This is a genomic window from Rothia sp. HMSC058E10 (genome assembly GCF_001809415.1).
Classification (GTDB): domain Bacteria; phylum Actinomycetota; class Actinomycetes; order Actinomycetales; family Micrococcaceae; genus Rothia; species Rothia dentocariosa.
In genome coordinates, this window is record NZ_KV797640.1 from 170,363 (window position 1) to 190,504 (window position 20,142).

Consider the following 20,142-nt stretch of genomic DNA (forward strand, 5'->3'; position numbering starts at 1 on the left):
AATTATATATATCTTTCATGCATGCTTTATTAGGATAAAACTATGGTTGTAATCCTCCGATAATTAATTTTAGGGTGGAAATGCAGGAATTATCCGCAGTGCAGACGAAAGGATGCATTATGTCACTCGAAAACACCAATCTTTCTCGCCGTAAGCTTCTGCGCGCCGGTGCGCTGGGCATCCCTGCAGCAGGTGTACTTGCCTTCGGCTCCAGCCTCGTGACCGCAACCTCCGCGAACGCCATCTCGGCCGACGGCTGGTGGGGGTCCGAGACCTCGCTCGGGTTGCAGGAATTCATGAACACCATCATGACCGCAACCTGGTCTGACGAAGATGGAGAAGTAACTGCAATCCCCACAGTTGCTGACGGAGTCATCAGCTCCCAACCTTCAAGCATGGCACCTGCTTGCCCCGGAATCATCGGCGGCTGGGAATGGGTAGAATCCAATCAAGCAACAGGCTCCCCCACCATCCGCGTTATGAACGCATGGCTGGATGGCGTATCCCCTAAACAACGTGCAGGATTTGAACCTGGTTATGCCTGGAACGGTTCTTCCAAAATCGGCTACGGTATCATCAAACGCCTACAAGCACACTACAGTGTCTCTCAGGACGGTCGCCTCGACGGTCCATCCCAGACCATCATGGCCCTACAGAACGAAATCAACCAGTACGTCGGCTAACGCTGTTGCGCTTCTTGCCTTTTAGGCTAGGTTAAAACAAAAAAGCTCTTTGCGTGATAAAGCGAGATTTTTTCGTGGTCTTATCACACAAAGAGCTTTTTGTAATCAGAGAACAAGAACAAAATGATAACCCTAAGCTACTTTCTGTAGACTGTCGAGCGATGCGCGATCTCTAATGCTAGAATCACTAGCTGACCACGGTCAAAATCAAGAATCACACGATAGTCTCCCGCACGATAGCGCCATAAACCAGATAGGTCACCAGTGAGTGGTTTACAGTGCACCTGCGGGCGCTCAGATTTCTCCAATTTTTCTAGCTCGATAATAATACGTTGGGCAATAGGTCTATCAAGCTTTCTAATCTGTTTCCTAGCACGGGCAGAAAACTCTACAGCCCAAGTGCTCATAGCCCTAGTTCTTTCTTAACGCTATCCAGGGAATAGGACTTAGCACGGCCAGCACGAATATCTTCTGCCTCGCTTTTTAGTAAATATGCATATTCGAGATCGTCAAGATGCTCCTCCAAAATGGCGTTGATATAGAAAGATACCGGACGGTTCGTCTGCTGGGACAAGTTGTCTAAACGTTTCTTAATACCGGGATTAGGCCTGAAAGTTACAGGCCTCCTGGCTTGGGGGTGTACACTCATACTTTTAATGTATGCGAGCGCTTACATGTATGCAACCCAACGCACGATGACAGTACCTCAGGAACAAAAGACCCAGAAGACCACGAAAACGGGCTAGCGACCACTGTCTAAAAAATCAGTCGATACTCAGCATAACCTTGGGGCGTTCCCGCTCCCCTTCTTCCAATCGCTCGAAGGCGGCCTGCGCATCGTCGAGGCTGTAGCTGCGATCGATGAGCGCGCCCAGCTCATCCCGGTGCTCCCGCACGAACTGCGCGGCAGCCGCATAGTGGTCGATGCCGTGACGGACGCCCACCAGGTACTGCCCCCGCAGGGCAAGCTCTGAGGCGTCAAGGTCGGTCTGTGCTGGCGGGAAGCCAATCAGCACCGCCGCGCCCCCATTCCTCAGCAGAGACGGCGTAGCTTGCATCGCCGTAGCAGAACCGGAGCACTCCCACACGGCATCCCAGTCTCCAGCGGGGAGTGCATCCGTATTCTTACAGGTCGTAATCCCAAGCTCGGCAAGATGCACGGGCTGCGAGGGGTCAACCACCGCTACCTCAACGGGGTACTGCCCCAGCACCAGTGCCGCGAGGGTGCCGATCGTGCCGCCGCCCAGCACCAGTACCCTATCACCGGGTTCCGGGGTGGCTTTCGCCAAGCCCTCCAGAACCGTCACGAGAGGCTCGATCAGAATATATTCGGGATGCGGCTCTGTACCCGAGCCGTCGTCAATAACGGTCAACACGTGCGCTGGCATTACAAGCTTTTGTGCCGCCGCCCCACCATGCTCGTAGAGACCGACTTCGCGCAGGTTTGTGCAGAGGTTACGCCGCCCACGCTGGCAGAAATCGCAGGTCAGGCAGGGAATCATGGTGCTTCCGGTGACTACGGCACCGGGTTTCAGCTGAGTGCCGTGGGCAGTCTGCGGCGGGGTTTCGATCACGCCCACCCACTCATGCCCGTAATGGTGCGGATACTCGGTCAGACCGCGCCGCAGATAGTTTGAGGTGCCGTCGTACAGCTCAAGATCGGTCCCGCAGATGCCCACATAGGCAACTCGAATGAGAGCCTCATCGGGTTGTTGGGTCTGAGCATCTTCAATCTCGCGCGCTTCGACGCTTCGGATTCCGGTGATAAAACTGGCTTTCAACGTTATCTCTCCCTGCGTTCTCATGCGGTCTCTTTAGACTATCTATCCGCAATAGACGAGTTCAAGGACTATAACACCACTGGGGCATAATATTTTATTTTTCGTACAGCATTCATTAAATAAATATATTTTACTACTCTTTAAAATGCTTAAAATTTTATTCGTATATAATAACATTTCACTCATGAATATATCCAGAAAAAGTTTAAAAAGTTTTTATTTAAATTTATAGAAGAATAAATTTAGGGTTGATATTTGTCGATGAATCCTTTTACAGTGAAAATGCAGGAATAACCTGCATCACCGATGAAAGGATATTTTCATGTCCCTCGAAAGCGCTAATCTTTCCCGCCGCAAGCTGCTCAAGGCAGGTGCTATAGGTGTTCCCGCAGCAGGTGTACTCGCCTTCGGCTCCACCCTGGTCACCGCAACCTCCGCCAACGCTATCTCCGCCGACGGCTGGTGGGGCGAAGAAACCTCAGCTGGGCTGCAGCGGTTTATGAATGCCATGTTTCCTCAAGCGAATCTCGTTGTTGATGGGGTAATCAGCTCTCAGATTTCTAAATATGCATATAAATGTCCCGGACTTGTTGGAGGTTGGGAATGGGTGCCGCGTGAGGAAGCTCAGGGCTCACCCACAATATCTTGGATGACAAAATGGCTGGTACCAGCTAAACGAGATGAAGGGCCTTCAGGTCGCCCAGCTATTTTTGCTTCTTTACAGATTTGGTGGCTAGGCAAGCACTACGGAATCTCCGAAGGTGGTGTTCTGCCTGGTCCGTCTCAGATCATTCAAGGACTCCAGAACGAAATCAACCAGTACGTTGGCTAACGCTCTACGGCTGAGCATCATGCCATATGGATAGATGCTAAAAAGGCTCTTTATTCCTATAAAACGGTGAAAACCCGCTTTAGTGGACTAAAGAGCCTTTTTATACGACCAGAAAGAGATCCGGCAAAGAAGCGTACAGCGCCTACGCCAGCGTTACGGACCCGCCGATGCAGTTGATAAACACGCTGGGCTGCCCCTTCGCATTGTGTGAGTCGCCCGGTTCGCACGGCTGATCCAAAATCTGCACCTTGCCCGAAACATCCTCAATACGGTACCCCGGCATCTCGGTAAAAGTCCTGGTTGTCGTCACCGAGCCGCCCGTGACCGTGAGAGTCGCATCCTCAGCAACCGTACTGTCTACCATCTTCACGGACGAAGATTTCGCGGTCACCTTCGCATGTGTAAACGATGCGTTCAAACAGCGAATAGTGCCCGTAGTCGCCGCCAAATCCGCGTGCGTGGTGCGCACACCCTCAAGGCGGCATGTTGAGTTTGTCTGAACCCGCAAAACGTCAAGAAAAGAATCGTGTGGAAGGCTGATAACGACCTTCGGTCCCCCAAAGGATAAAAACGAGGTGCGCTTGGCAAACTTGGATTTCCAGTAGCGTTCCCGCTGAACAATCTGGATCACACCATCTTCGGTGCTTACGTCAAAAAGTTCTTCATGCGGTAACTCTGCAGTCGCATCCTGGGTTTCTGCTGCGGTAATAGCGACCTCAAGGTCGAGTGCTTCAACAGCTAAAGACACGGGCTCAGGCAACGCGATAGGCATACACTTAACTCCCTATTTTTTATCACGGTGACGAAGGCGCAACCCGGCGCATAGCCTGGGCATCCGGTGCTGACTCTGCCAGTCACCTAACACCTTCATGAGCTATTCTACCCCGGTATTATTCCGACTCCGAACACGATAGAGCGCGCCGCTCTCCCCATAAATTTATGCCGCCGGATGCGCCCCCATATCCGCCGTGCAGACCCTCACCAGGCGTAAAATCTGTGGTAGACACAAACTCACTCAAACTTTCAAGGAATCATGTCTGCTTTTCCGAATGTATCTTTTCTTCTCTGTACGGCGCTGATCGCCATCACCCTGGCGGTGAGCGGGTTCGCCAAGGCTAAGGACCCTTCCAGTACCGTCACGGGTATTCTCAACCTGGGGCTCGAAAAAATTGCTCCGCTGAAGCTTACCGCGCGCACACTCCCCTGGGCCGAACTGCTTCTGGCATTAGGGATGCTCGCAGCGCCGGGCGCTCTCTTCACCGTAATATCGGGCATCTCTCTGATGCTCATGTTGTTCTACCTGATCGTTATTGCGCGGGCACTTGCTACCGGCCGCACCGCGGGGTGCAATTGTTTCGGTTCAAAATCCGCCGCACCCGTGAGCCGCTATACGCTCATCCGCAATATCGCCTTGACCGTAGCCGCAGCTACGGTTTTTGCCGCATCGTTGGGTTCAGGCCGAGCGCTTATCTACGAGCTGTACAACCTCAACGCCGCTGATTGGGGCTGGGTGCTCGGCGCCGCCCTGATCGCCCTCACCATGTGGGCGGTACAGCGCGGCGAGGCATTGGCTGAGCCAGATTTCGGCGAAAGCGACGATAACCATCTTCTGCTTCCCGTCTATGAGGATCGTGGCGACGGCGAAGAATACGTGCGCATGCCCATTCCGTATGCAACCCTGCATACGCTCGATGGCAAGAATTTTTCGATCCGCGAGCTCGCCGAGCTCAAAGCGCGGGTGCTGTTCTTCGTCTCCCCCACATGCGGCGCCTGCCTGTCGATCTTCGACAAGCTGGCGGGCTGGGCGCAAAAACTGCCGCAGCTTGAGCTGCATCCTGTTTTCAGCAGTGAGAGCAACGCAAAGACTGCGTCTGTACCCGAGAGCATTACCCCGCTGATTGACCCAAAATTTGCGGCGATGCACGCTTTCGGCCGCGGCACCCCGCTGGCGGTAGTGCTGGGTTCTGATGGTCTGTTGGCGGGCGGGCCGGTGCGGGGCGCATCCGATGTATCCGATGTTATGGACCAGTTGATTGAAGAATTCACCGGCACCGAAAGCTCGGATGAACACAGCAAGCAGAATACCGTCGGGCAGATGCCCTAGGAGGCGCGTTCTTACCCATATGCGGTACGATACCCCTACGTTTGCACACACGCTATCTATTCATCTACCACCGAGGAGAATACGGTGTCAGCATTGAGTTTTAATGCCCCCGGCGAGCGCGAAAAGTCGCTCTGGCTCATCAAGAAAGAGAACGATCCGGCACATTCGCAATGGTATATCGACCGTTTTAAGGCTATGGAGGCTGAGGGTAAGGATATGGCGGGTGAGTCTCGCCTGGTGAATGCTTTGGCCTCGCGAGGGGCAAAGATTCTGGATGCTGGTTCCGGCCCGGGCCGCGTGGGTAAGCAGCTGCATGCGCTGGGGCATCGGGTGACCGGCGTTGATATTGACCCTGAGCTTATTGATGAGGCGCGCCGCGTATGCCCGGAGGCCACCTGGGTTACGGCTGATTTGGTGGATTTGCCGCAGGCTCTTGGGTTCGAGTCCGATGCCGGTGAGGATGGTTTTGAGCTGATCGTATGTGCCGGGAATGTGATGGGTTTTCTTGCGCGTTCAACCCGTAAGCCGGTGTTGGAGAATTTCCGGAAGGTGCTGGCTCCGGGTGGGCGTGCCGTGATTGGGTACGGTTCCGGTCCCGGTCGTGACTATGCGTTTGCGCAGTTTCTTGAGGATGCGCGCGATGTCGGGCTGAATGTTGATTCGACGTTTAGTTCCTGGGATTTGCGTCCGTTTGCCGAGGGTTCCGAGTTTATTGTGGCGGTTCTTTCGCGGTAGGCGGCGCTCAGGCGGCACGCTTTATGGCTTGTAAAAGCGGTGGTGCGCATCCTGGTTTTGTGTAGGATGCGCACCACCGCATTTTTTCTCTTTCCGCCCCGTGCAGAACGCGGGAATCATAGCCTCTAGGGGATCAGGTGGATTGAACGTGCCATGTCTTCGGGCAGGATTGCGGCGCCGCCCAATATAGCCACGATAAGTACTGCGAGAATCGCCATAGTGGCGGATTTCCAGCCGGGGTGCAGTTCGGTGAAGGTAATCAGACCGTGGTGCAGCCGGTCAATATCGAGAACGTTCGCTTTTTTATAGACCGTGGTCTGGTCAGAAAGTTTCGAGGCCACCGTAGACATAGTCTTGGCATCCCACACGCGACCGTCGAGGCGAAGAAGAGACTTTCCCTGCTTATCCAGCGCCCACATGCTCGGGAAGCTGCGGTACTTGAGCTTGGCTACAACGTTGCTGAGGTCTTGCCCATGTGCTTTCTTGCCGTAGAGCTTTTCCACGAAGATCGTGTGATCCATATCTTTACGTTCCACCGCATGCCAGCCGAAGATTCGGGCGCGGAGTACATGGGTTTTGGTGATTGCCACGATCGTGGGTTTAAGCACCGAATACAGGCTTAGACCCGCGAAAAAACAGATAATAAGCACCAGCACCAGGTACGGCAAGGCGGGGCGTTTATACGCTAAGAATGCGATCGCGGCGACGAGGGTGATAGTTCCCGGGAGCGCCGCCTCAATGCGCCTGCCGTAGGACCGCATGCGGGGGTGAAAGAGTTCTAGAACATCGCCATATTTGGCGGGAATTTCGTGTGCGCGTTCTGCCATACACACCACTTTAGCGGTCGCACCTGCCCGACGCTAAGATTTTCGCCCCGCAGTGTCAAACCTGAGGGTTCGTGCGGGTACATAATTCTGCCCGGTGTCAGGTGCGCCCGCGCGGTGCGGTACGCTGTAATCATGCACAAATTTTCTCCCGTGGAACGGGTTCTAGCTACCTGGGTTATCGGCGTTTTCGTGTCGGTAACCCTTGCTTTTGGCGCGCTCTTTGCTCTGAATCGGCTGGTGTACACCCCCACGGGTCAAGTTCAGGAGTATTTCAGAGCGCTGCAGGACGGTAATGGTTCGCATGCGCTCGGTATTTTGGGGGCGCGGGTACCTGAGGGCGACGGGTCTCTTCTCGATGGTGAGGTTCTGAAGAAGTCGGTTTCGGGGCTGTCTAATATTACCTATGAGGTAGTGGAAAGCAGCGATGACGGCGAGCATGCGACGGTGAGAGCCTCCTACACCCTTGACGGCGCACAGGAACACACCGATTTCAGACTGCATCATGTGGGCGATCACTGGGGTCTTTTCCCACGGTGGGAGATTGAACCCGGCGAGTTGCCCGAGCTGAAGGTTTCGATTAAGGGTGTACAGGCGGCGACCGTGAACACCCGCAAGGTTGCGGTTGATGACGGTGAGGCGACATTCCCGGTGCTCTACCCCGGTAACTATTCCATTTCTTATGATTCGACGGTGTATACCGCGCAGCCGTACTCGCAAAAGGTGCTCTCAGCGGATGCAAATTCGCAGGTTACACTCGATTTGAAGGCGAGCGATCAGGCCCGGGAATCCGTACAGCATCAGGTGGAGAATTACGTAAATTCCTGCACCGAGCAAAAGACTCTCTACCCGAGCGGCTGCCCCTTCGAGTACACCTTCCCCGGGCGTGTGGACGGCGAGGTGACCTGGTCGGTCACGGAGTATCCGCATCCACACGTGACGGTCACCGCGAACGGCGAATGGAGCGCTGACCAGGCGCAGGGCAAGGTCAAGGTATCCTTCACGCAGCTTGACCTGTATACAGGCGAGCGGCAGCCCTTTGAGAAGGAAGTTCCGTTTACCATCAAACCGACAGTGAACGTCAGCAACGGCACGGCGGTGCACGTGAGCTTCTGAGGGCCCTTACCCTAGCTTAGTTAATCCCTCGCAAATCCAGTACGAGTTCGCTCTCATCCGCAGCATCACCGGTGACGATGACCGGAATACCCCAGTCCTGCTGGTATAGGTGGCATGCGGCGTGCTCGGGAATATCGCCGTCGGGGGTACCGTCGCAGGCGGCGGCGCGGGCGGTAATGTGCAGCACCGCCTCCTGAATTTCGGGGTTGAGCACGAGGGTACGACTGAGCCCTTGGGAGGTACCGGCACCGTCCAGCAGGAAGTTTTCGGGGGTGGATGAGATTTTCAGCTGGGTCGGGTCTCCCCAGCGGGTATCGAGTTTCTGCCCGGTCGGCACGGTAAACCGCGAAGTAAATTCAAGGGTTCCGCCGGTGAGTTTCGTGGCGGGCCGGGCGGTTGTGATCGCGCCTTCGTCCACTTTTTGCGCCTGCGCCGGAATTGCGGCACGCACTAATTGGTGCGCATTGGTTTCCACGATTATCAGGCGGGGGTCCTCACCCGGACTATGCTCCACCAGGAGGTCGGCAGGTTCGGCGAGTCCGCGCTGCAAGGTGCTCAGTTCCTTCGCGGCAGGATCCCAGCGGCGAATCGCACCGTTATAGGTGTCTGCCACTGCGATAGAACCGTCGGGAAGCTCTGCAAGTCCCAGCGGATGCTGCATACGAGAGGTCTGCGAGTCGCCGTCCACGAACCCGAAATCGAACAAACCCAGCCCTACTGCAGAAGTCACCTGTACGCTCTGGTGCCCGTGCTCATCCCGCGTAAAGGTTACGTGGCGCAGCCCGCTGGTTTCCGAGCAGGCTACCCACAGACTGCCGTCACGCGCCTCGATAATGCCGGAGGGTTGGGCAAACCATGCATCCTCGGCGGTACCGTCCTGCAGCCCTTCAACCCCGGCGCCCGCAAAAATGCTGATGGTTTCAGAAACGGGGTCGTAGCCGAAGAGCTGGTGGGTGCCAGCCATCGCGATCACGAACTGCCCGGCTTCACGCGAGTAGACCGCATCCCACGGGGATGAGAGGGCTACAGCGGTGGCGGGCGCATCTGCGGGGATATGGTTTGCGTTGCCCGTGACGGCATTATCTCCATCAATAACGCGCTGCACGCCGTTGCCCGCAAGGGTACGAACCTCGCCCGTGCGCAGGTTCAGCGAGCGCAGCCGGTGATTCACAGTGTCAGTAATCAGCACATCGTACCCAAGTTTTTCGCGGAGTTCGGCGGGTACCAGGGCAAGCCCTTGCGGTTCGTTAAAGCGTGCGGTGGTTCCGATTCCGTCGGCGTAGCCTTTATCGCCACCCTCTCCCCCGCCGTAGGTTGCCAGCACCGTGTTGAGGTCTTCGGCGACCTGCAGGATGCGGTGCCTAGCGGTATCGGACACCAGGTAGGTGCGTGAGCCGGTGCCGAACAGGTTTTTGGGCCCGAACTCTGTGGGGAGTTCGATAGCCTTCCCCGGGAAAGCGAATGTTCCCTCGGTTTTGGGTCGGGGTACATAGGGGCCGTCGCCACGGTGCAGGGTACCTTTTTTCTCGTGTTCGGCAACGAGCTCACGCACGAGTGAGGTAAGCCCCTGCACGTGTCCCTCCCCGGATAGATGCGCCACAATATAACCTTCGGGGTCGATGACCACGAGCGTGGGCCAGGCGCGGGCGGTGTAGGCCTGCCAGGTGGTGAGTTCGGGGTCGTCGAGTACGGGGTGTTTGATGTCGTAGCGGTCTACGGCTGCGGCGAGCGCTACCGGGTCTGCCTCATGCTCGAATTTGGGGCTGTGCACGCCCACGGTGACGAGCACATCCGAGAATTCTTCTTCGAGGGGGCGCAGCTCGTCGAGTACGTGCAGGCAGTTAATGCAGCACAGGGTCCAGAAGTCGAGGATCACGATTTTGCCGCGAAGAGTCTGCAGGTCTAGGCTCTTCTCGCCGGTGTTGAGCCAGGATCGTCCGATCAGTTCGCTGGCGCGCACGCGCACGGTTTTCTGCCCGGTATGATCTTGCCCGGAATGCTGGTTGCTGGTTTCGTTCACGATTCTCTCCCCTATGGTTTCGCGCCCAGACCCCGCTTAGTAACAGGGTGCGCTCGTTTCACCCTATTATGCCAGCGGTGCGGGCATGTTCACCGGGCGGTAAAAGTTTATGAACTCGTCCCGCAATACGCCGTCATATTCTGTCATAGAAGCGAAGACATCACCCTAGGTTTTACCCCATGCGCATACTAAAAAGCCCTTGAGGTGAACGAAGTTTTAGAAACTCCGCCGTATTCACCTCAAGAGCCTTTTATCATCCCCTAGCGAAAGGGAAGTTATGCAGGTTTAGAACTTACGCCTTTGGGATCGGCTGCAGGCGGCGCAGCTGAGTTACGTGCTTGGGTTCAAGCTCGGCAATGTTGTGCACCTGGAGCAGCTTCATGGTGCGGCGCACCTCGTCGGAAAGAATCTCGATAGTCCGGTCCACGCCGCGGCGGCCACCGGCCATAAGCCCGTACAGGTAGGCGCGACCGATCAGGGTGAACTTCGCGCCCAGCGCCATAGAGGCGACAATATCGGCACCGTTCATAATGCCGGTATCGACCATCACCTCGGTATCCATCCCTACTTCGCGCACAACCTCCGGGAGCAGGTGGAAGGGTACGGGCGCACGATCCAGCTGACGACCGCCGTGGTTCGAGAGCAGGATGCCGTCTACGCCCAGATCGGCGAGTTTCTTAGAATCTTCGAGGTTCTGCACGCCCTTAATCACGATCTTGCCGGGCCACATTTCACGGATAATCTTCAGGTCTTCATAGTTGATGGAGGGGTCCATCGCGTTATCCAGAAGCTCGCCCACGGTGCCGCCGGTCGAGGAGAGCGAAGCGAATTCCAGCTTGGGCGTGGTCAGGAAGTCGAACCACCACCAGGGGCGCGGAATTGCGTTCAGCAGGGTCTTCATCGTCAGATGCGGAGGAATAGAGAAACCGTTGCGCTTATCGCGCAGTCGAGCGCCAGCAACGGGTGTATCTACGGTGAAGAAGAGCGTATCGAATCCTGCCTTGGCGGCGCGTTCTACCAGCCCGTAGGAGATTTCGCGCTCACGCATGACATACAGCTGGAACCAAAGGCGGCCGTTGGGGTCTGCGGCGCGCACATCCTCAATGCTGGTGGTGCCCAGAGTAGACAGGGTGAAGGGGATGCCCGCGGCACCTGCTGCACCGGCGCCAGCAATCTCACCCTCGGTCTGCATGAGGCGAGTGAAGCCGGTGGGAGCGATACCGAAAGGCATGGCAGAGGTACCGCCTAGAACCTCGGTAGTGGTGTCTACGGTCGAAACATCTGTGAGCACGCCGGGGTGAAACTCGATATCCTCGAAGGCCTGGCGTGCGCGGTTCATAGAGAACTCGCCTTCGGCGGCGCCATCGGTATAGTCAAAAGCGGCAGCTGGGGTGCGGCGTTTGGCGATCTTGCGCAGATCATAGATGGTGAGGGCTTTTTCGAGGCGGTTCCCGGCGAAGTCCAGGCTGGGCTTCTTGAACGTCATAAATTCTTTGAGTTCGCTGGGCTTGGGGAACTGACGTTGTACCATGGGGCGCCTTCTTTCTGCGGGGTTGCCGCTTCATTGCTATACGAGGTTCAAAGCGTCATATACCGCGATATAACGCAAAAGTATGGTGTGTGTTCATTCACAGTTATGGTCGGACCACACAATGCCCGTAACCCTACGCTAACCCATACTAATAAATAAGGCAAGGCTTGACTTATTAACCAGCACCGAGTGCTACACACCGTTATTGAGGCGGTTTTTCGGGGGAAGGACCCGCAAACCTTGCTCTCGCGACGCTGCGAGGCGAGTACATCTGCGACTTTTTGATCAGGTGACAAGAATTTTCATTCTTGTCTCACCCTGAGATACCCGGGCAAACTGCTATTTTTATTCCGCCTCGTAAAGACCTATTATCAGATATGAATATGCAATCACCGTGCAAGGAAACCAACCATGACCCAACCCAAAGCCCGCCGTGGACGTCCCCCAAGCCTAACCCGTGAGCAGATTGCCAAAACCGTTTTAGACGTAGGCTTTGCCAATCTCACGTTTGCCGCCGTTCGTGACCGTCTAGGGGTAGGGGAAACCACCCTATATCGCTACGCACCGGACCGCGACGAACTGGTACGTATGGGGCTCGAATATGCCTATTCCGGTATTGAGGTTCCTTCCTTTGAAGGTCCCTGGCGTGAGGTTCTGACTGCACACGCCCTCAATACCTGGCACAGCCTTGAGAAATACCCGGGCGCGGCAACCGAAGTGGCACGCGGCATCGTTCCCCCCATTGCTACATACTTTTTCGAAGAGCTTTGTGTGATTCTCATCAAACAAGGTTTTTCGGCAAAGAAGGCCGTTCTCACCTGCGATATGCTGCTGGATATGGTTATCGACAGCAGACGAAGCGTTGAACACAGCGATGCGTTTATTGCTGAAACCGGCGCTGGACGTGAAGAAATTCAGCACCAGATGCAGCGCACCTCAACCGACCTGCAGTCTTTCCAAGACCCAGGTGCTTCCGCCGAGCGTCAAGAGATTCGGACTATTCTGCGGGATTCGGTGACCTCGGATCCCTTAGAGTGGCTGCGGCATAAAATGACCATTCTGCTCGACGGCATCGAATACTCGCTCAAGTCATAACGAACGGCTTCATCTGCCGATACCCTGTCTTATGTGGCGTAGGGGCACCCCTCTGGGGTTCCCCTACGCCCTTTATTTTTATGCCGCGAGTATGTTCAGCAACGACCGGGTTCAAAGGCTTTGCTGCGGGTACATCACACGCGGCCACCGGTGACAAAGCTTAACTACGAAGGTAGCTTGACCGCGTTCGCGAGGGGCTTGGAAGAGCGAATGAATGAAAGTCGTTTAGGAGCCGTGGCGCGCATCCTCTTCATGCAGGCGCTCAAACATCTCGTTGTAGGCATTCAGTTCGGCGTCCCCGTCGCGGTCGGCCTGCCGATCAATGCGTGCGGCAAGTTTCTTGTCTGCCATCGACCATTGGAAGCCCACCGCGATCGCCACGATCATGGTCGGGATTTCGCCGATACCCCACATGAGCGCGCCGCCCATCTTCTGGTCGTCCAGCGCCGACAAACCCCAAGTGCGCCCCAAATTGCCGAACCAAGAAGCTTCCAGGAGCGCCTTGGAGTTCATGATCGAAATACCCACGAAGGCGTGGTACCCCAGGGTTGCGATCAGCATAATCAGACGCATCGGGTACTGGGGGCGATGCGGAATCGGGTCAATGCCGATAAGCACCAGCATGAAGATATAGCCCGTGAGCGTAAAGTGAATCATCATGAATTCGTGCCCGATATGGTACCGCAGCATCACCCCGAAAAGCGGCGTGAAATAGACGATAATAATCGATCCCGCAAAGTTTACGGCGGCAAAAATGGGGTGTGTAACAACTTTCGACCACCCCGAATGCACGATGCGCACAATCCACTCACGAGGGCCTCGCGTACCGTCTTGGCGGGGTTCCAGCGCCTTAAGTAGCAGTGTTACGGGCGCGCCCAATACGAGCAGAATCGGCACGACCATCGTGAGCACCATATGCTCAAACATGTGCACCGAAAACAGCACACGCGAATATACAGCGGGTGGACCGGAGGTGATATAGTTCAGCACGAGCAGCCCTAAAATCCAGGAGACAGCGCGCATCACGGGCCAAAAGTCACCCGCACGACGTACTTTCATGAACGCCCACAAATATACAATCGCCAGATACCCCAGCACAGCGACCCAGAACCAGTCCCAGCGCCACTCGGTGAACCAACGCTGAAAATGCGGTTCGGGCGGCATATCGTACCAGGTGATAATGCGCACCGGCGTGGCATCCGGCGCGAGAGTTTCCGGAACCGGCGGCGGTGTACGTGAGAGCGAAGCCCCCAGTCCGGAGGCCGCCCCCATGATCACGAGCTCAGCAGAGATGGCGCTCCACAGGGCACGGGTGCCGCTCATCTTACCGGCAGAGAGCGCGGGAATCAGATAAAGCCGATGTGCTGCTCCGATTACCCCGAGCAGAAGCGTTAACCCCAGTTTGAGCAGCACAATCTTGCCGTAGTCGGTGCCTAAGTCCCGCCACGACGACATGCGCACCCCGGCGTTCGTAATGCCCGAGAGCAGCACGAGAATGAACCCGATGAGGGCAAGCAGCGAGTAGCGGCGCAGTACCGCCTGGGCCATCGGCACGCGACGAGACGCCGCCGTTTGTTCGCCGCGGTGTGTCTCGACGATGGTGCCGGTGCCCGCATCCTTACCCGAAATACCGCGCGAGATAAACGCCAACGCGATCAGCCCACCGCACCAGATGCTCACCCCCAGCAGGTGCAATCCCAGGGAGTTGACGGCGCCCATATGGTCCTGCCCGCCCGAGGAATGCCCCGAAAGCGCCATATCCGCGATACCGACGAGCGAGACCATGAAGATGAAAAACAGTCCCATAAGCGAGCGCACCCCGAAACAAGCGGTGGCGACCACGGCGGCGACCACGACAGTCATACCTTTTTCTTTGCCCGCATCTAAGGTGGTGATATAGCTGATGAGTTCGCTGGCGTAATCGGTGCCAGAGCCAATGGGTCGCCCCGAAATATCGGCATAGGAAAGAATCAGGACGGCAAGTGCCGCAAGAGTCCACAGCACGGCGGAGGCGGCGGCAAGGTTCAGCACATCGGCAAATGGTTTGTACTCTTTATCGACGGCGTTTTTCGTGGTGCGTTTGCCTCGGTGTGTTCCGGCGGCATCGGCTGCATAGCGGGGAATAATGCCCATCGCGAAGATCAGCGCACCCATGGTCGTCGCCATCGAAAAATTATGAATAACCTCGGAAATAGGCAGCGCCCAGCGTACAAAACCGCCAGCATCGGCAAGCTCGGTTCCCGAGTTCGCCAGGGTTAGCCTTAACGAGACCAGCAGAGTCAGCAGACCGACCCCAACATAGGCGGTAATCCAGGGCGCGGACAGCCCGGGGCGCACGGCGGCGCGCTGAGGGTCAGTCTCGGTTTTCTGCGGTTGTGAAGACGTAGTAGCCATAGTTCTTTTTCATCTGTGGTGTGTGCGATGGTGCGTGTTAGGTATGCGCGTAAATCTTGGGCGGCTAGGCGAAGAGGCTTTCGCCGATATACCCGCCTTCCTCACGTACCCCGGCAGGAATTGCGAACACGGCTGATCCCACCGGAACCGTCCATGTGTTAAGCATATCCAGTTGTTCAAGCCGTTTCTGAATAGGCACAAACTGCGCCACCGGGTCTGCCTGGTAGGCCACGAAAATCAGCCCTGCGTCCGAAATGCCGCCGCTGATCTGCCCGTGTTCTGAGAACCCTGAAGCGTTAAAGACCGGCTCGTCATAGTTATAGCCGCGCCGCAGGATGCGCTCCCACGGTTTCTTCTCAAGCTCGGTGCCGTGCGCCCGGCGAATATGCGCATACGGGGCGATGACCTCAAAGCCCAGATTATCGAGCTTATCAAAGTCGGGGTCATCAAATTCATCATTGCCGGTCAAGGGCGCGCCGTTAGAGAGCTTACGCCCGATAGCGTCTTCACGAGCGGGGGTATCGACCTCATCCCAAGTATCCAGATTCATGTGGATGCGCCTAATCACCACGGAGGTACCGCCCGGTTCCCAGGCCTGCGGGAAGTTCTGCTCAGCACTCCCCTCACCCCACACGATCTCGTGTGCCGACCCGCCACCGCGCCCAGGTGTCTCGTGAGGGTCTTCGACCGGATTCACGGTGCCGTCTACCTGTCCGAAAAGATTACGCGGAGTGCCCTGACCGGTACCGAAGGCGCTCAGAAATCCCTCTTGCACCCAGCGGATACGCCCGAAGGAGCGGGTGTCTTTGGTGAGCATCCGCTGGGCATGCGAGACCGTCAGCAGATTATCCCCGCAAATCTGCAGGAGCAGATCACCGCCGTTCCACTTCTGCTGCAGTTGGTCGATCTTCGGGAACGCTGGGAGAGGTTTAAGCCACGCCGGTTTTTTGGCGGGTGCCACAATATCAAAAATCTTTTCGCCAAACCCGAATGTGATAGTCAAATGTGCGGGAGCCTGCACAAGCTCAGGTTCCTGATCCGTCAGCGGAGTCACCCCCATAGTCAGGGCGGCCGCATCGGAGGTCAAAATCCTCAACAGACGCTGCACCCCGGGGGCTTCCAGCCCATCGTTCAGATCAAGAGCAATAAAACGCGCATGAGCCTGTGCCGGGGTCATAATCCCGGCCTGTTTATCACCGTAAAAATTCACGGTTTGAGTGGTCAGCGCCTGCTGCGCGGGTACAGGCTCGTGCGCACCCGTTTCATGCCCCGACGCTATCAGACCGCGTGCCCCGGCGCCAACGGCCACACCGGTCCCCACCCCCAGGAAAGCACCGGCGAGTGCTGTACGGCGACGCACCCCTGGAGATTCCGCAGACCGGGTGTCATGATGTCGCAAAGAGTCCTCAGCTGCCGATCCTTCAGACATCCCGGCGGTACCCTCCTGCGGCTCGTTGGCCTCCGTCGAAGAAGGCTCATGCGGAGGCTGCGGGGTACCCATCTTGTCATTCTCCGTCGTCATAATCTTTCATTCCTCTATGCCTGCGGCTATCTCTCATGCGCGCTATCGGCGCTTCAGTTGAGTGAGGCAGGATGCACGGTGCCAGTCCCCCAAATGTTGCGGTTTTGTACACCGCGCATCCTGCATAGGCTCGGTTGATGTGTTCAGAACACCCGTTGCCGAGCGCTGCGGCTACTTACACTGCGGTTTTGCGGATGCGCTCCCCGAGGCTTCGCCGCTCATATGGTCGTGGTCGCTGTGCTCACCGTGTTCATGCGTACCATGCTCATGATCGGAGTGTTCACCATCCCCATGGCTATGCTCATGATCAGAGTGTTCACCGTCCCCGTGACCATGCTCGTGGCCGTCATGGGAGTCACCCGAAGCTGATGCGGATGCGTCCGCCGAAGCTGAGCCGGTGGACTGCGCATCGCCCTGGTATTCTTCCTTAGCGCCAGAGTAGTCGCGTGCCTCAGGCTTGAACTCCAGGGTTGCGCCGTCCTCAGTCTTGAGGGTTACCGTGGTGCTGGCACCCGCCGAGAGCGAGCAGTTCAGACCCATCAGCATAATGTGGTTGCCTCCGGGCTTCAGCTCCAGGGTCTCCCCCGCTTTCACCGTGAATTCCTGCACCTGCTGCATCTTGGTGCTTCCGTTGGAGTCCTTAACCGTGGTGTGCAGCTGCACTTCATCGGTCGCAGTCGAGGTTGCTGAGACGACCTTCACATCGTGATCGCTGGTATTGGTAATCTTGCCGAAAACGCCGGTCATACCACCGTCGGTTGCCTTAGCCCAGGTGTTCTCAATCTTGATCGGGCCTGAAGACGACTGTGCCGAACCGCTTGCCGCTGCGCTGGATGAGCTCGTTGCGGATGCGCTCGAATCAGAGTTCGTGTTGGTAGAGCCACAAGCGTTCAGGGTAAGAATCCCGGCGAGAGCTACGGAGCTCAAAGCCATCAGCTTGTGGTGAGCCTGAAATTTTTTCATGATCTTTTACTCTTTTCTGGCGGTAAAACCCGCCTGTGTGTGCGAACAATTCTTCGGCAGGGACATGCGACAGTTCGCGGCGTTCGATTATTCTGCGACTTTTAATCGCACGTGCCGCAATCTGCGGGAAGATCCCGATGCGGCGCCTGCCAATGGGTGTGACGTCCGGAAGCTGCCCAGTAACGTCATGGGTGTACAAGGTATTATGCGGAACGTTTTTTGAGCAGGGCGAGAATCCCCACGGCCAGCACGACGAAGAAACCTACACCGCCGCCAATCAGCCACCAATTCACCCCGGAATCGGAATCTGACTTAGTGGAGTTCTGGGTATCAGCTGCGGCCTGCGAAGATTCGCCGGTGCCCGCATCCTGCGGGGATGCTGCGGCTTTACCTGCGCCAACGCTGAACGTATAGGTTCCCTGAATAGGGTGCCCGTCCGAGGAGACTACGCGCCAGGTGACGGTATAGGTCTCGTCGGCGCTCGCGTCCTTGATCTTGAGCGGCTGGGTGACGGTCGTTCCCTTTACCTGTGGCTCGCCTTCAGCTACGGATGCGCCAGTCGAATCGACTACGCGCACGCGGTTTCCGCCCTCAATATTCATGAGGTTCGCGCTGTAGGTCAGGTTCAGCTCGGCAGGTGCCTGCGTCAAAGTTGCGTTCGCGGCGGGGTCGGAAGAGACCAGTTCGTCATGCGCCTGCGCTGCGGCACCGCCGAAAAGCATCAGGCTGGCGAGCAAAACCGCCGCCAGGGTACGCATCATGGTGCGCATATGTGTAAATCCTTTATCTGCATCGAATGCCCATGCCGCATGCACCTTCACGCTCGGTTTTAGTCGAGGAAGGTGTATAACACTCACACAAGCCAGCCGGTGGGCAGACTCGTAGCACGGGCGATGGTTGGGGTTACGCGGGGTTTCCCAGGACTGCAGGCGGTCCTCGCTCCACGCGGGAGAACGCCAGCATCAGCCGACGAAGATAAACGGATATGACAAAACGTCCGTATATACGGGGGAAGACAGGAAGCGGTGCCAGCACCGGAATGCGCAGAGCGGACTGCAAACGTGTATTCAGATAACAGTGCAGAGCCCACAATGCCTGTGCGAGGGCACGTTCACCACGGTGCAAAAGTATAAGGCTTAGCAGGGCTGCAAGAGCGTGCACCCCGATCATAGTGCCGGTAGCGTGCTGGGCGACGGCGTGACTGAGCCCATTCCCGTGTTCAAGGGCGAGGGATGTTCCGGGCGCATGTGCATGACCGTGCGCGTGGTTTCCTTGCAGTGCCGCCACACGATGCACCGCCTGAGCGGATCCGTGGGATAGGTTGAAAACACCGTGGAGCAGGGTTTGTACCGTGAGAGCGCCTGCTGCAGTGCCCAGGTAGAGGGCTCGCTGCCGTGAGCGCGTTATACGTTCGAGTAGCGCTAGAAGTCCCAGAGCGGCGAGCGCCCCTAACGCGGTGCAAAGCGCAAGAATCATCGGATGCGCGGCACCGCCTCCGGCGAGAGTATGCCCTGCCGAGCCCAGCAGAACCGCAGATGCCGAAATAAGCCAGGCACGCATCACACGGGCACCTCGGGCGGCAGCGGTTGCTGACTGTACCTCACGCGGCGATGATTTCCGCTCGGCACAGTCTTTGACGGCGAGAAGGCGGGCATGATGGCGCGTCTTTGCGCGTGTGTGCATGTTCCGCCTCCTCGCTCGTAGTCGTCATATGCGGGTGTACCCGCAACCTGTCAATATCCCACATTCTACCGGTTTGTCAGCTGACCAGGTATTTCACGGCGAAGATGTGACATGTTCGGCTGGTTAACGTTTTGAACACCGTAATGGCGCGCATCCTCACGTTCAAGGATGCGCGCCATATGCACAGATACGCCGAAACTCGCCTGTTTCGGCGGCAGTATACCGCCACAGAGGGGCGAATGCCTCAGGTTACTGCTTTTGCTGTTGCTGAGGCTGCTGCTGTCCCTGCTGGGGCTGTTGTTGCTGTTGTTCCTCCGGCGGGTTATCCATACGGGCTCCACCTTCACTGCCGGGCTTCGTCTGCATGTGGCCACCGGTACCGCTCTCACCGGTCTGCATGTTGCCGCCAGCTGAAGGCTCTGAACCAGTGCCGCCGGATCCGCCGCCATTCTCCATCTGTGAGCCGCCGCCAGAATTATTTTCTGCGCCCGAGCCGCCGCCAGCGCCACCGCCTGAACCGGAGTCGCCTGATGTGCCGCTGTTGTCCGTGGTCACGGATCCCTGCGAGGCGGATGAACTTGACGATGTAGATGCTGAGGATGAGCTTGAGGAGGAGTCACCACCAGAGCTGCCAGAGCCACATGCGCTCAGCGCCACCACACCAGCAACAGCCAGGGACACAAAAACAGAAGTCTTCTTGGCGATCATACGCCTATCCTTTCTGCCGGTAATTGTTGGTTCAAAACCCACCCTCTCACACACCTAAAGTATTTTTCAGGGATTTATCCCAGGTACGGAACGTTTTTATGCTATGAGCCGTAAATACATTGCATTTCCATAAATATTTGCGAAATGGCGT

19 protein-coding genes are annotated in these 20,142 nt (G+C 56.8%); 6 read left to right on the plus strand and 13 right to left on the minus strand.

What is annotated here, in order from left to right; genetic code table 11:
• Positions 1-119: 119 nt before the first annotated feature.
• A complete protein-coding gene (locus HMPREF2609_RS08220) occupies positions 120-683 on the plus strand; it encodes a chemotaxis protein CheA (RefSeq protein WP_070536320.1) in 564 nt (187 codons plus the stop codon).
• Between the two features lie 137 nt (positions 684-820).
• Here HMPREF2609_RS08220 and HMPREF2609_RS08225 read toward each other — a convergent pair whose 3' ends face one another.
• From HMPREF2609_RS08225 to HMPREF2609_RS08235, 3 genes are all read right to left on the minus strand, one after another.
• Entirely contained in the window at positions 821-1,090 is a 270-nt protein-coding gene (locus HMPREF2609_RS08225; protein ID WP_070536322.1) for a type II toxin-antitoxin system RelE family toxin, read from the minus strand.
• On the minus strand, positions 1,087-1,332 hold the full coding sequence (locus tag HMPREF2609_RS08230; protein ID WP_070536324.1) for a type II toxin-antitoxin system RelB family antitoxin: 246 nt from the start codon (positions 1,330-1,332) through the stop codon (positions 1,087-1,089). The genes HMPREF2609_RS08225 and HMPREF2609_RS08230 overlap by 4 nt, the downstream gene beginning before the upstream one ends.
• Before the next feature lie 115 nt (positions 1,333-1,447).
• Positions 1,448-2,488, minus strand: coding sequence for a zinc-dependent alcohol dehydrogenase (locus HMPREF2609_RS08235; protein ID WP_246825626.1), 1,041 nt, complete (start codon positions 2,486-2,488; stop codon positions 1,448-1,450).
• 298 nt (positions 2,489-2,786) lie between these two features.
• Between HMPREF2609_RS08235 and HMPREF2609_RS08240 the strand changes: the two genes are divergently transcribed.
• Positions 2,787-3,296: a chemotaxis protein CheA gene (locus tag HMPREF2609_RS08240; protein ID WP_070536326.1), complete on the plus strand. Its 510-nt coding sequence runs from the start codon at positions 2,787-2,789 to the stop codon at positions 3,294-3,296.
• 142 nt (positions 3,297-3,438) lie between these two features.
• On the opposite strand, the gene HMPREF2609_RS08245 is transcribed toward HMPREF2609_RS08240, so the two are convergent.
• Positions 3,439-4,068, minus strand: coding sequence for a DUF4097 family beta strand repeat-containing protein (locus HMPREF2609_RS08245; RefSeq protein WP_048778423.1), 630 nt, complete (start codon positions 4,066-4,068; stop codon positions 3,439-3,441).
• Between the two features lie 261 nt (positions 4,069-4,329).
• Here HMPREF2609_RS08245 and HMPREF2609_RS08250 point away from each other — a divergent pair, with 261 nt between their 5' ends.
• On the plus strand, positions 4,330-5,400 hold the full coding sequence (locus tag HMPREF2609_RS08250) for a TlpA family protein disulfide reductase (RefSeq protein WP_070536328.1): 1,071 nt from the start codon (positions 4,330-4,332) through the stop codon (positions 5,398-5,400).
• Between the two features lie 84 nt (positions 5,401-5,484).
• A complete protein-coding gene (locus HMPREF2609_RS08255) occupies positions 5,485-6,135 on the plus strand; it encodes a class I SAM-dependent methyltransferase (RefSeq protein WP_070536330.1) in 651 nt (216 codons plus the stop codon).
• Between the two features lie 125 nt (positions 6,136-6,260).
• On the opposite strand, the gene HMPREF2609_RS08260 is transcribed toward HMPREF2609_RS08255, so the two are convergent.
• Entirely contained in the window at positions 6,261-6,962 is a 702-nt protein-coding gene (locus HMPREF2609_RS08260; protein ID WP_004005986.1) for a hypothetical protein, read from the minus strand.
• A gap of 132 nt (positions 6,963-7,094) precedes the next feature.
• Between HMPREF2609_RS08260 and HMPREF2609_RS08265 the strand changes: the two genes are divergently transcribed.
• Positions 7,095-8,075 (plus strand): zinc ribbon domain-containing protein, encoded by a 981-nt coding sequence (locus tag HMPREF2609_RS08265; protein ID WP_070536382.1) that lies wholly within the window; start codon positions 7,095-7,097, stop codon positions 8,073-8,075.
• Between the two features lie 16 nt (positions 8,076-8,091).
• Here the strand turns inward: HMPREF2609_RS08265 and HMPREF2609_RS08270 are convergent, their stop codons facing one another.
• Entirely contained in the window at positions 8,092-10,095 is a 2,004-nt protein-coding gene (locus HMPREF2609_RS08270) for an NHL domain-containing thioredoxin family protein (RefSeq protein WP_070536332.1), read from the minus strand.
• A gap of 292 nt (positions 10,096-10,387) precedes the next feature.
• Positions 10,388-11,626 (minus strand): alpha-hydroxy acid oxidase, encoded by a 1,239-nt coding sequence (locus HMPREF2609_RS08275; protein ID WP_048778414.1) that lies wholly within the window; start codon positions 11,624-11,626, stop codon positions 10,388-10,390.
• Positions 11,627-12,037: 411 nt separating this feature from the next.
• Here HMPREF2609_RS08275 and HMPREF2609_RS08280 point away from each other — a divergent pair, with 411 nt between their 5' ends.
• Positions 12,038-12,721 carry a TetR/AcrR family transcriptional regulator gene (locus HMPREF2609_RS08280; protein WP_004005982.1) on the plus strand — a complete coding sequence of 228 codons (684 nt, stop codon included), beginning with the start codon at positions 12,038-12,040 and terminating at the stop codon, positions 12,719-12,721.
• Between the two features lie 225 nt (positions 12,722-12,946).
• Here HMPREF2609_RS08280 and HMPREF2609_RS08285 read toward each other — a convergent pair whose 3' ends face one another.
• The 6 genes from HMPREF2609_RS08285 to HMPREF2609_RS08310 form a co-directional block, all read right to left on the minus strand.
• Complete coding sequence (locus HMPREF2609_RS08285) at positions 12,947-15,115, minus strand: bifunctional copper resistance protein CopD/cytochrome c oxidase assembly protein (protein WP_070536334.1); 2,169 nt, start codon at positions 15,113-15,115, stop codon at positions 12,947-12,949.
• Between the two features lie 64 nt (positions 15,116-15,179).
• Positions 15,180-16,637 (minus strand): Dyp-type peroxidase, encoded by a 1,458-nt coding sequence (locus HMPREF2609_RS08290; protein ID WP_371326044.1) that lies wholly within the window; start codon positions 16,635-16,637, stop codon positions 15,180-15,182.
• Between the two features lie 171 nt (positions 16,638-16,808).
• Positions 16,809-17,600: a copper chaperone PCu(A)C gene (locus tag HMPREF2609_RS08295; protein WP_048754488.1), complete on the minus strand. Its 792-nt coding sequence runs from the start codon at positions 17,598-17,600 to the stop codon at positions 16,809-16,811.
• A 203-nt stretch (positions 17,601-17,803) separates the two neighbouring features.
• The gene (locus HMPREF2609_RS08300; protein ID WP_246825627.1) at positions 17,804-18,457 is read right to left on the minus strand and encodes a copper resistance CopC family protein; all 654 of its coding nucleotides are present in this window, start codon (positions 18,455-18,457) and stop codon (positions 17,804-17,806) included.
• A gap of 46 nt (positions 18,458-18,503) precedes the next feature.
• Positions 18,504-19,283 (minus strand): hypothetical protein, encoded by a 780-nt coding sequence (locus HMPREF2609_RS08305; protein WP_070536338.1) that lies wholly within the window; start codon positions 19,281-19,283, stop codon positions 18,504-18,506.
• Between the two features lie 249 nt (positions 19,284-19,532).
• Positions 19,533-19,991 carry a hypothetical protein gene (locus HMPREF2609_RS08310; RefSeq protein ID WP_070536341.1) on the minus strand — a complete coding sequence of 153 codons (459 nt, stop codon included), beginning with the start codon at positions 19,989-19,991 and terminating at the stop codon, positions 19,533-19,535.
• Positions 19,992-20,142 lie beyond the last annotated feature (151 nt).

Coding starts and splice junctions, on each gene's coding strand:
- HMPREF2609_RS08260 (WP_004005986.1), bottom strand. CDS start 6,962: ATGGCAGAACGCGCACACGAAATTCCCGCCAAATATGGCGATGTTCTA.
- HMPREF2609_RS08220 (WP_070536320.1), top strand. CDS start 120: ATGTCACTCGAAAACACCAATCTTTCTCGCCGTAAGCTTCTGCGCGCC.
- HMPREF2609_RS08275 (WP_048778414.1), bottom strand. CDS start 11,626: ATGGTACAACGTCAGTTCCCCAAGCCCAGCGAACTCAAAGAATTTATG.
- HMPREF2609_RS08225 (WP_070536322.1), bottom strand. CDS start 1,090: ATGAGCACTTGGGCTGTAGAGTTTTCTGCCCGTGCTAGGAAACAGATT.
- HMPREF2609_RS08230 (WP_070536324.1), bottom strand. CDS start 1,332: ATGAGTGTACACCCCCAAGCCAGGAGGCCTGTAACTTTCAGGCCTAAT.
- HMPREF2609_RS08280 (WP_004005982.1), top strand. CDS start 12,038: ATGACCCAACCCAAAGCCCGCCGTGGACGTCCCCCAAGCCTAACCCGT.
- HMPREF2609_RS08295 (WP_048754488.1), bottom strand. CDS start 17,600: ATGAAAAAATTTCAGGCTCACCACAAGCTGATGGCTTTGAGCTCCGTA.
- HMPREF2609_RS08305 (WP_070536338.1), bottom strand. CDS start 19,283: ATGCACACACGCGCAAAGACGCGCCATCATGCCCGCCTTCTCGCCGTC.
- HMPREF2609_RS08285 (WP_070536334.1), bottom strand. CDS start 15,115: ATGGCTACTACGTCTTCACAACCGCAGAAAACCGAGACTGACCCTCAG.
- HMPREF2609_RS08265 (WP_070536382.1), top strand. CDS start 7,095: ATGCACAAATTTTCTCCCGTGGAACGGGTTCTAGCTACCTGGGTTATC.
- HMPREF2609_RS08240 (WP_070536326.1), top strand. CDS start 2,787: ATGTCCCTCGAAAGCGCTAATCTTTCCCGCCGCAAGCTGCTCAAGGCA.
- HMPREF2609_RS08245 (WP_048778423.1), bottom strand. CDS start 4,068: ATGCCTATCGCGTTGCCTGAGCCCGTGTCTTTAGCTGTTGAAGCACTC.
- HMPREF2609_RS08290 (WP_371326044.1), bottom strand. CDS start 16,637: ATGACGACGGAGAATGACAAGATGGGTACCCCGCAGCCTCCGCATGAG.
- HMPREF2609_RS08310 (WP_070536341.1), bottom strand. CDS start 19,991: ATGATCGCCAAGAAGACTTCTGTTTTTGTGTCCCTGGCTGTTGCTGGT.
- HMPREF2609_RS08250 (WP_070536328.1), top strand. CDS start 4,330: ATGTCTGCTTTTCCGAATGTATCTTTTCTTCTCTGTACGGCGCTGATC.
- HMPREF2609_RS08235 (WP_246825626.1), bottom strand. CDS start 2,488: ATGAGAACGCAGGGAGAGATAACGTTGAAAGCCAGTTTTATCACCGGA.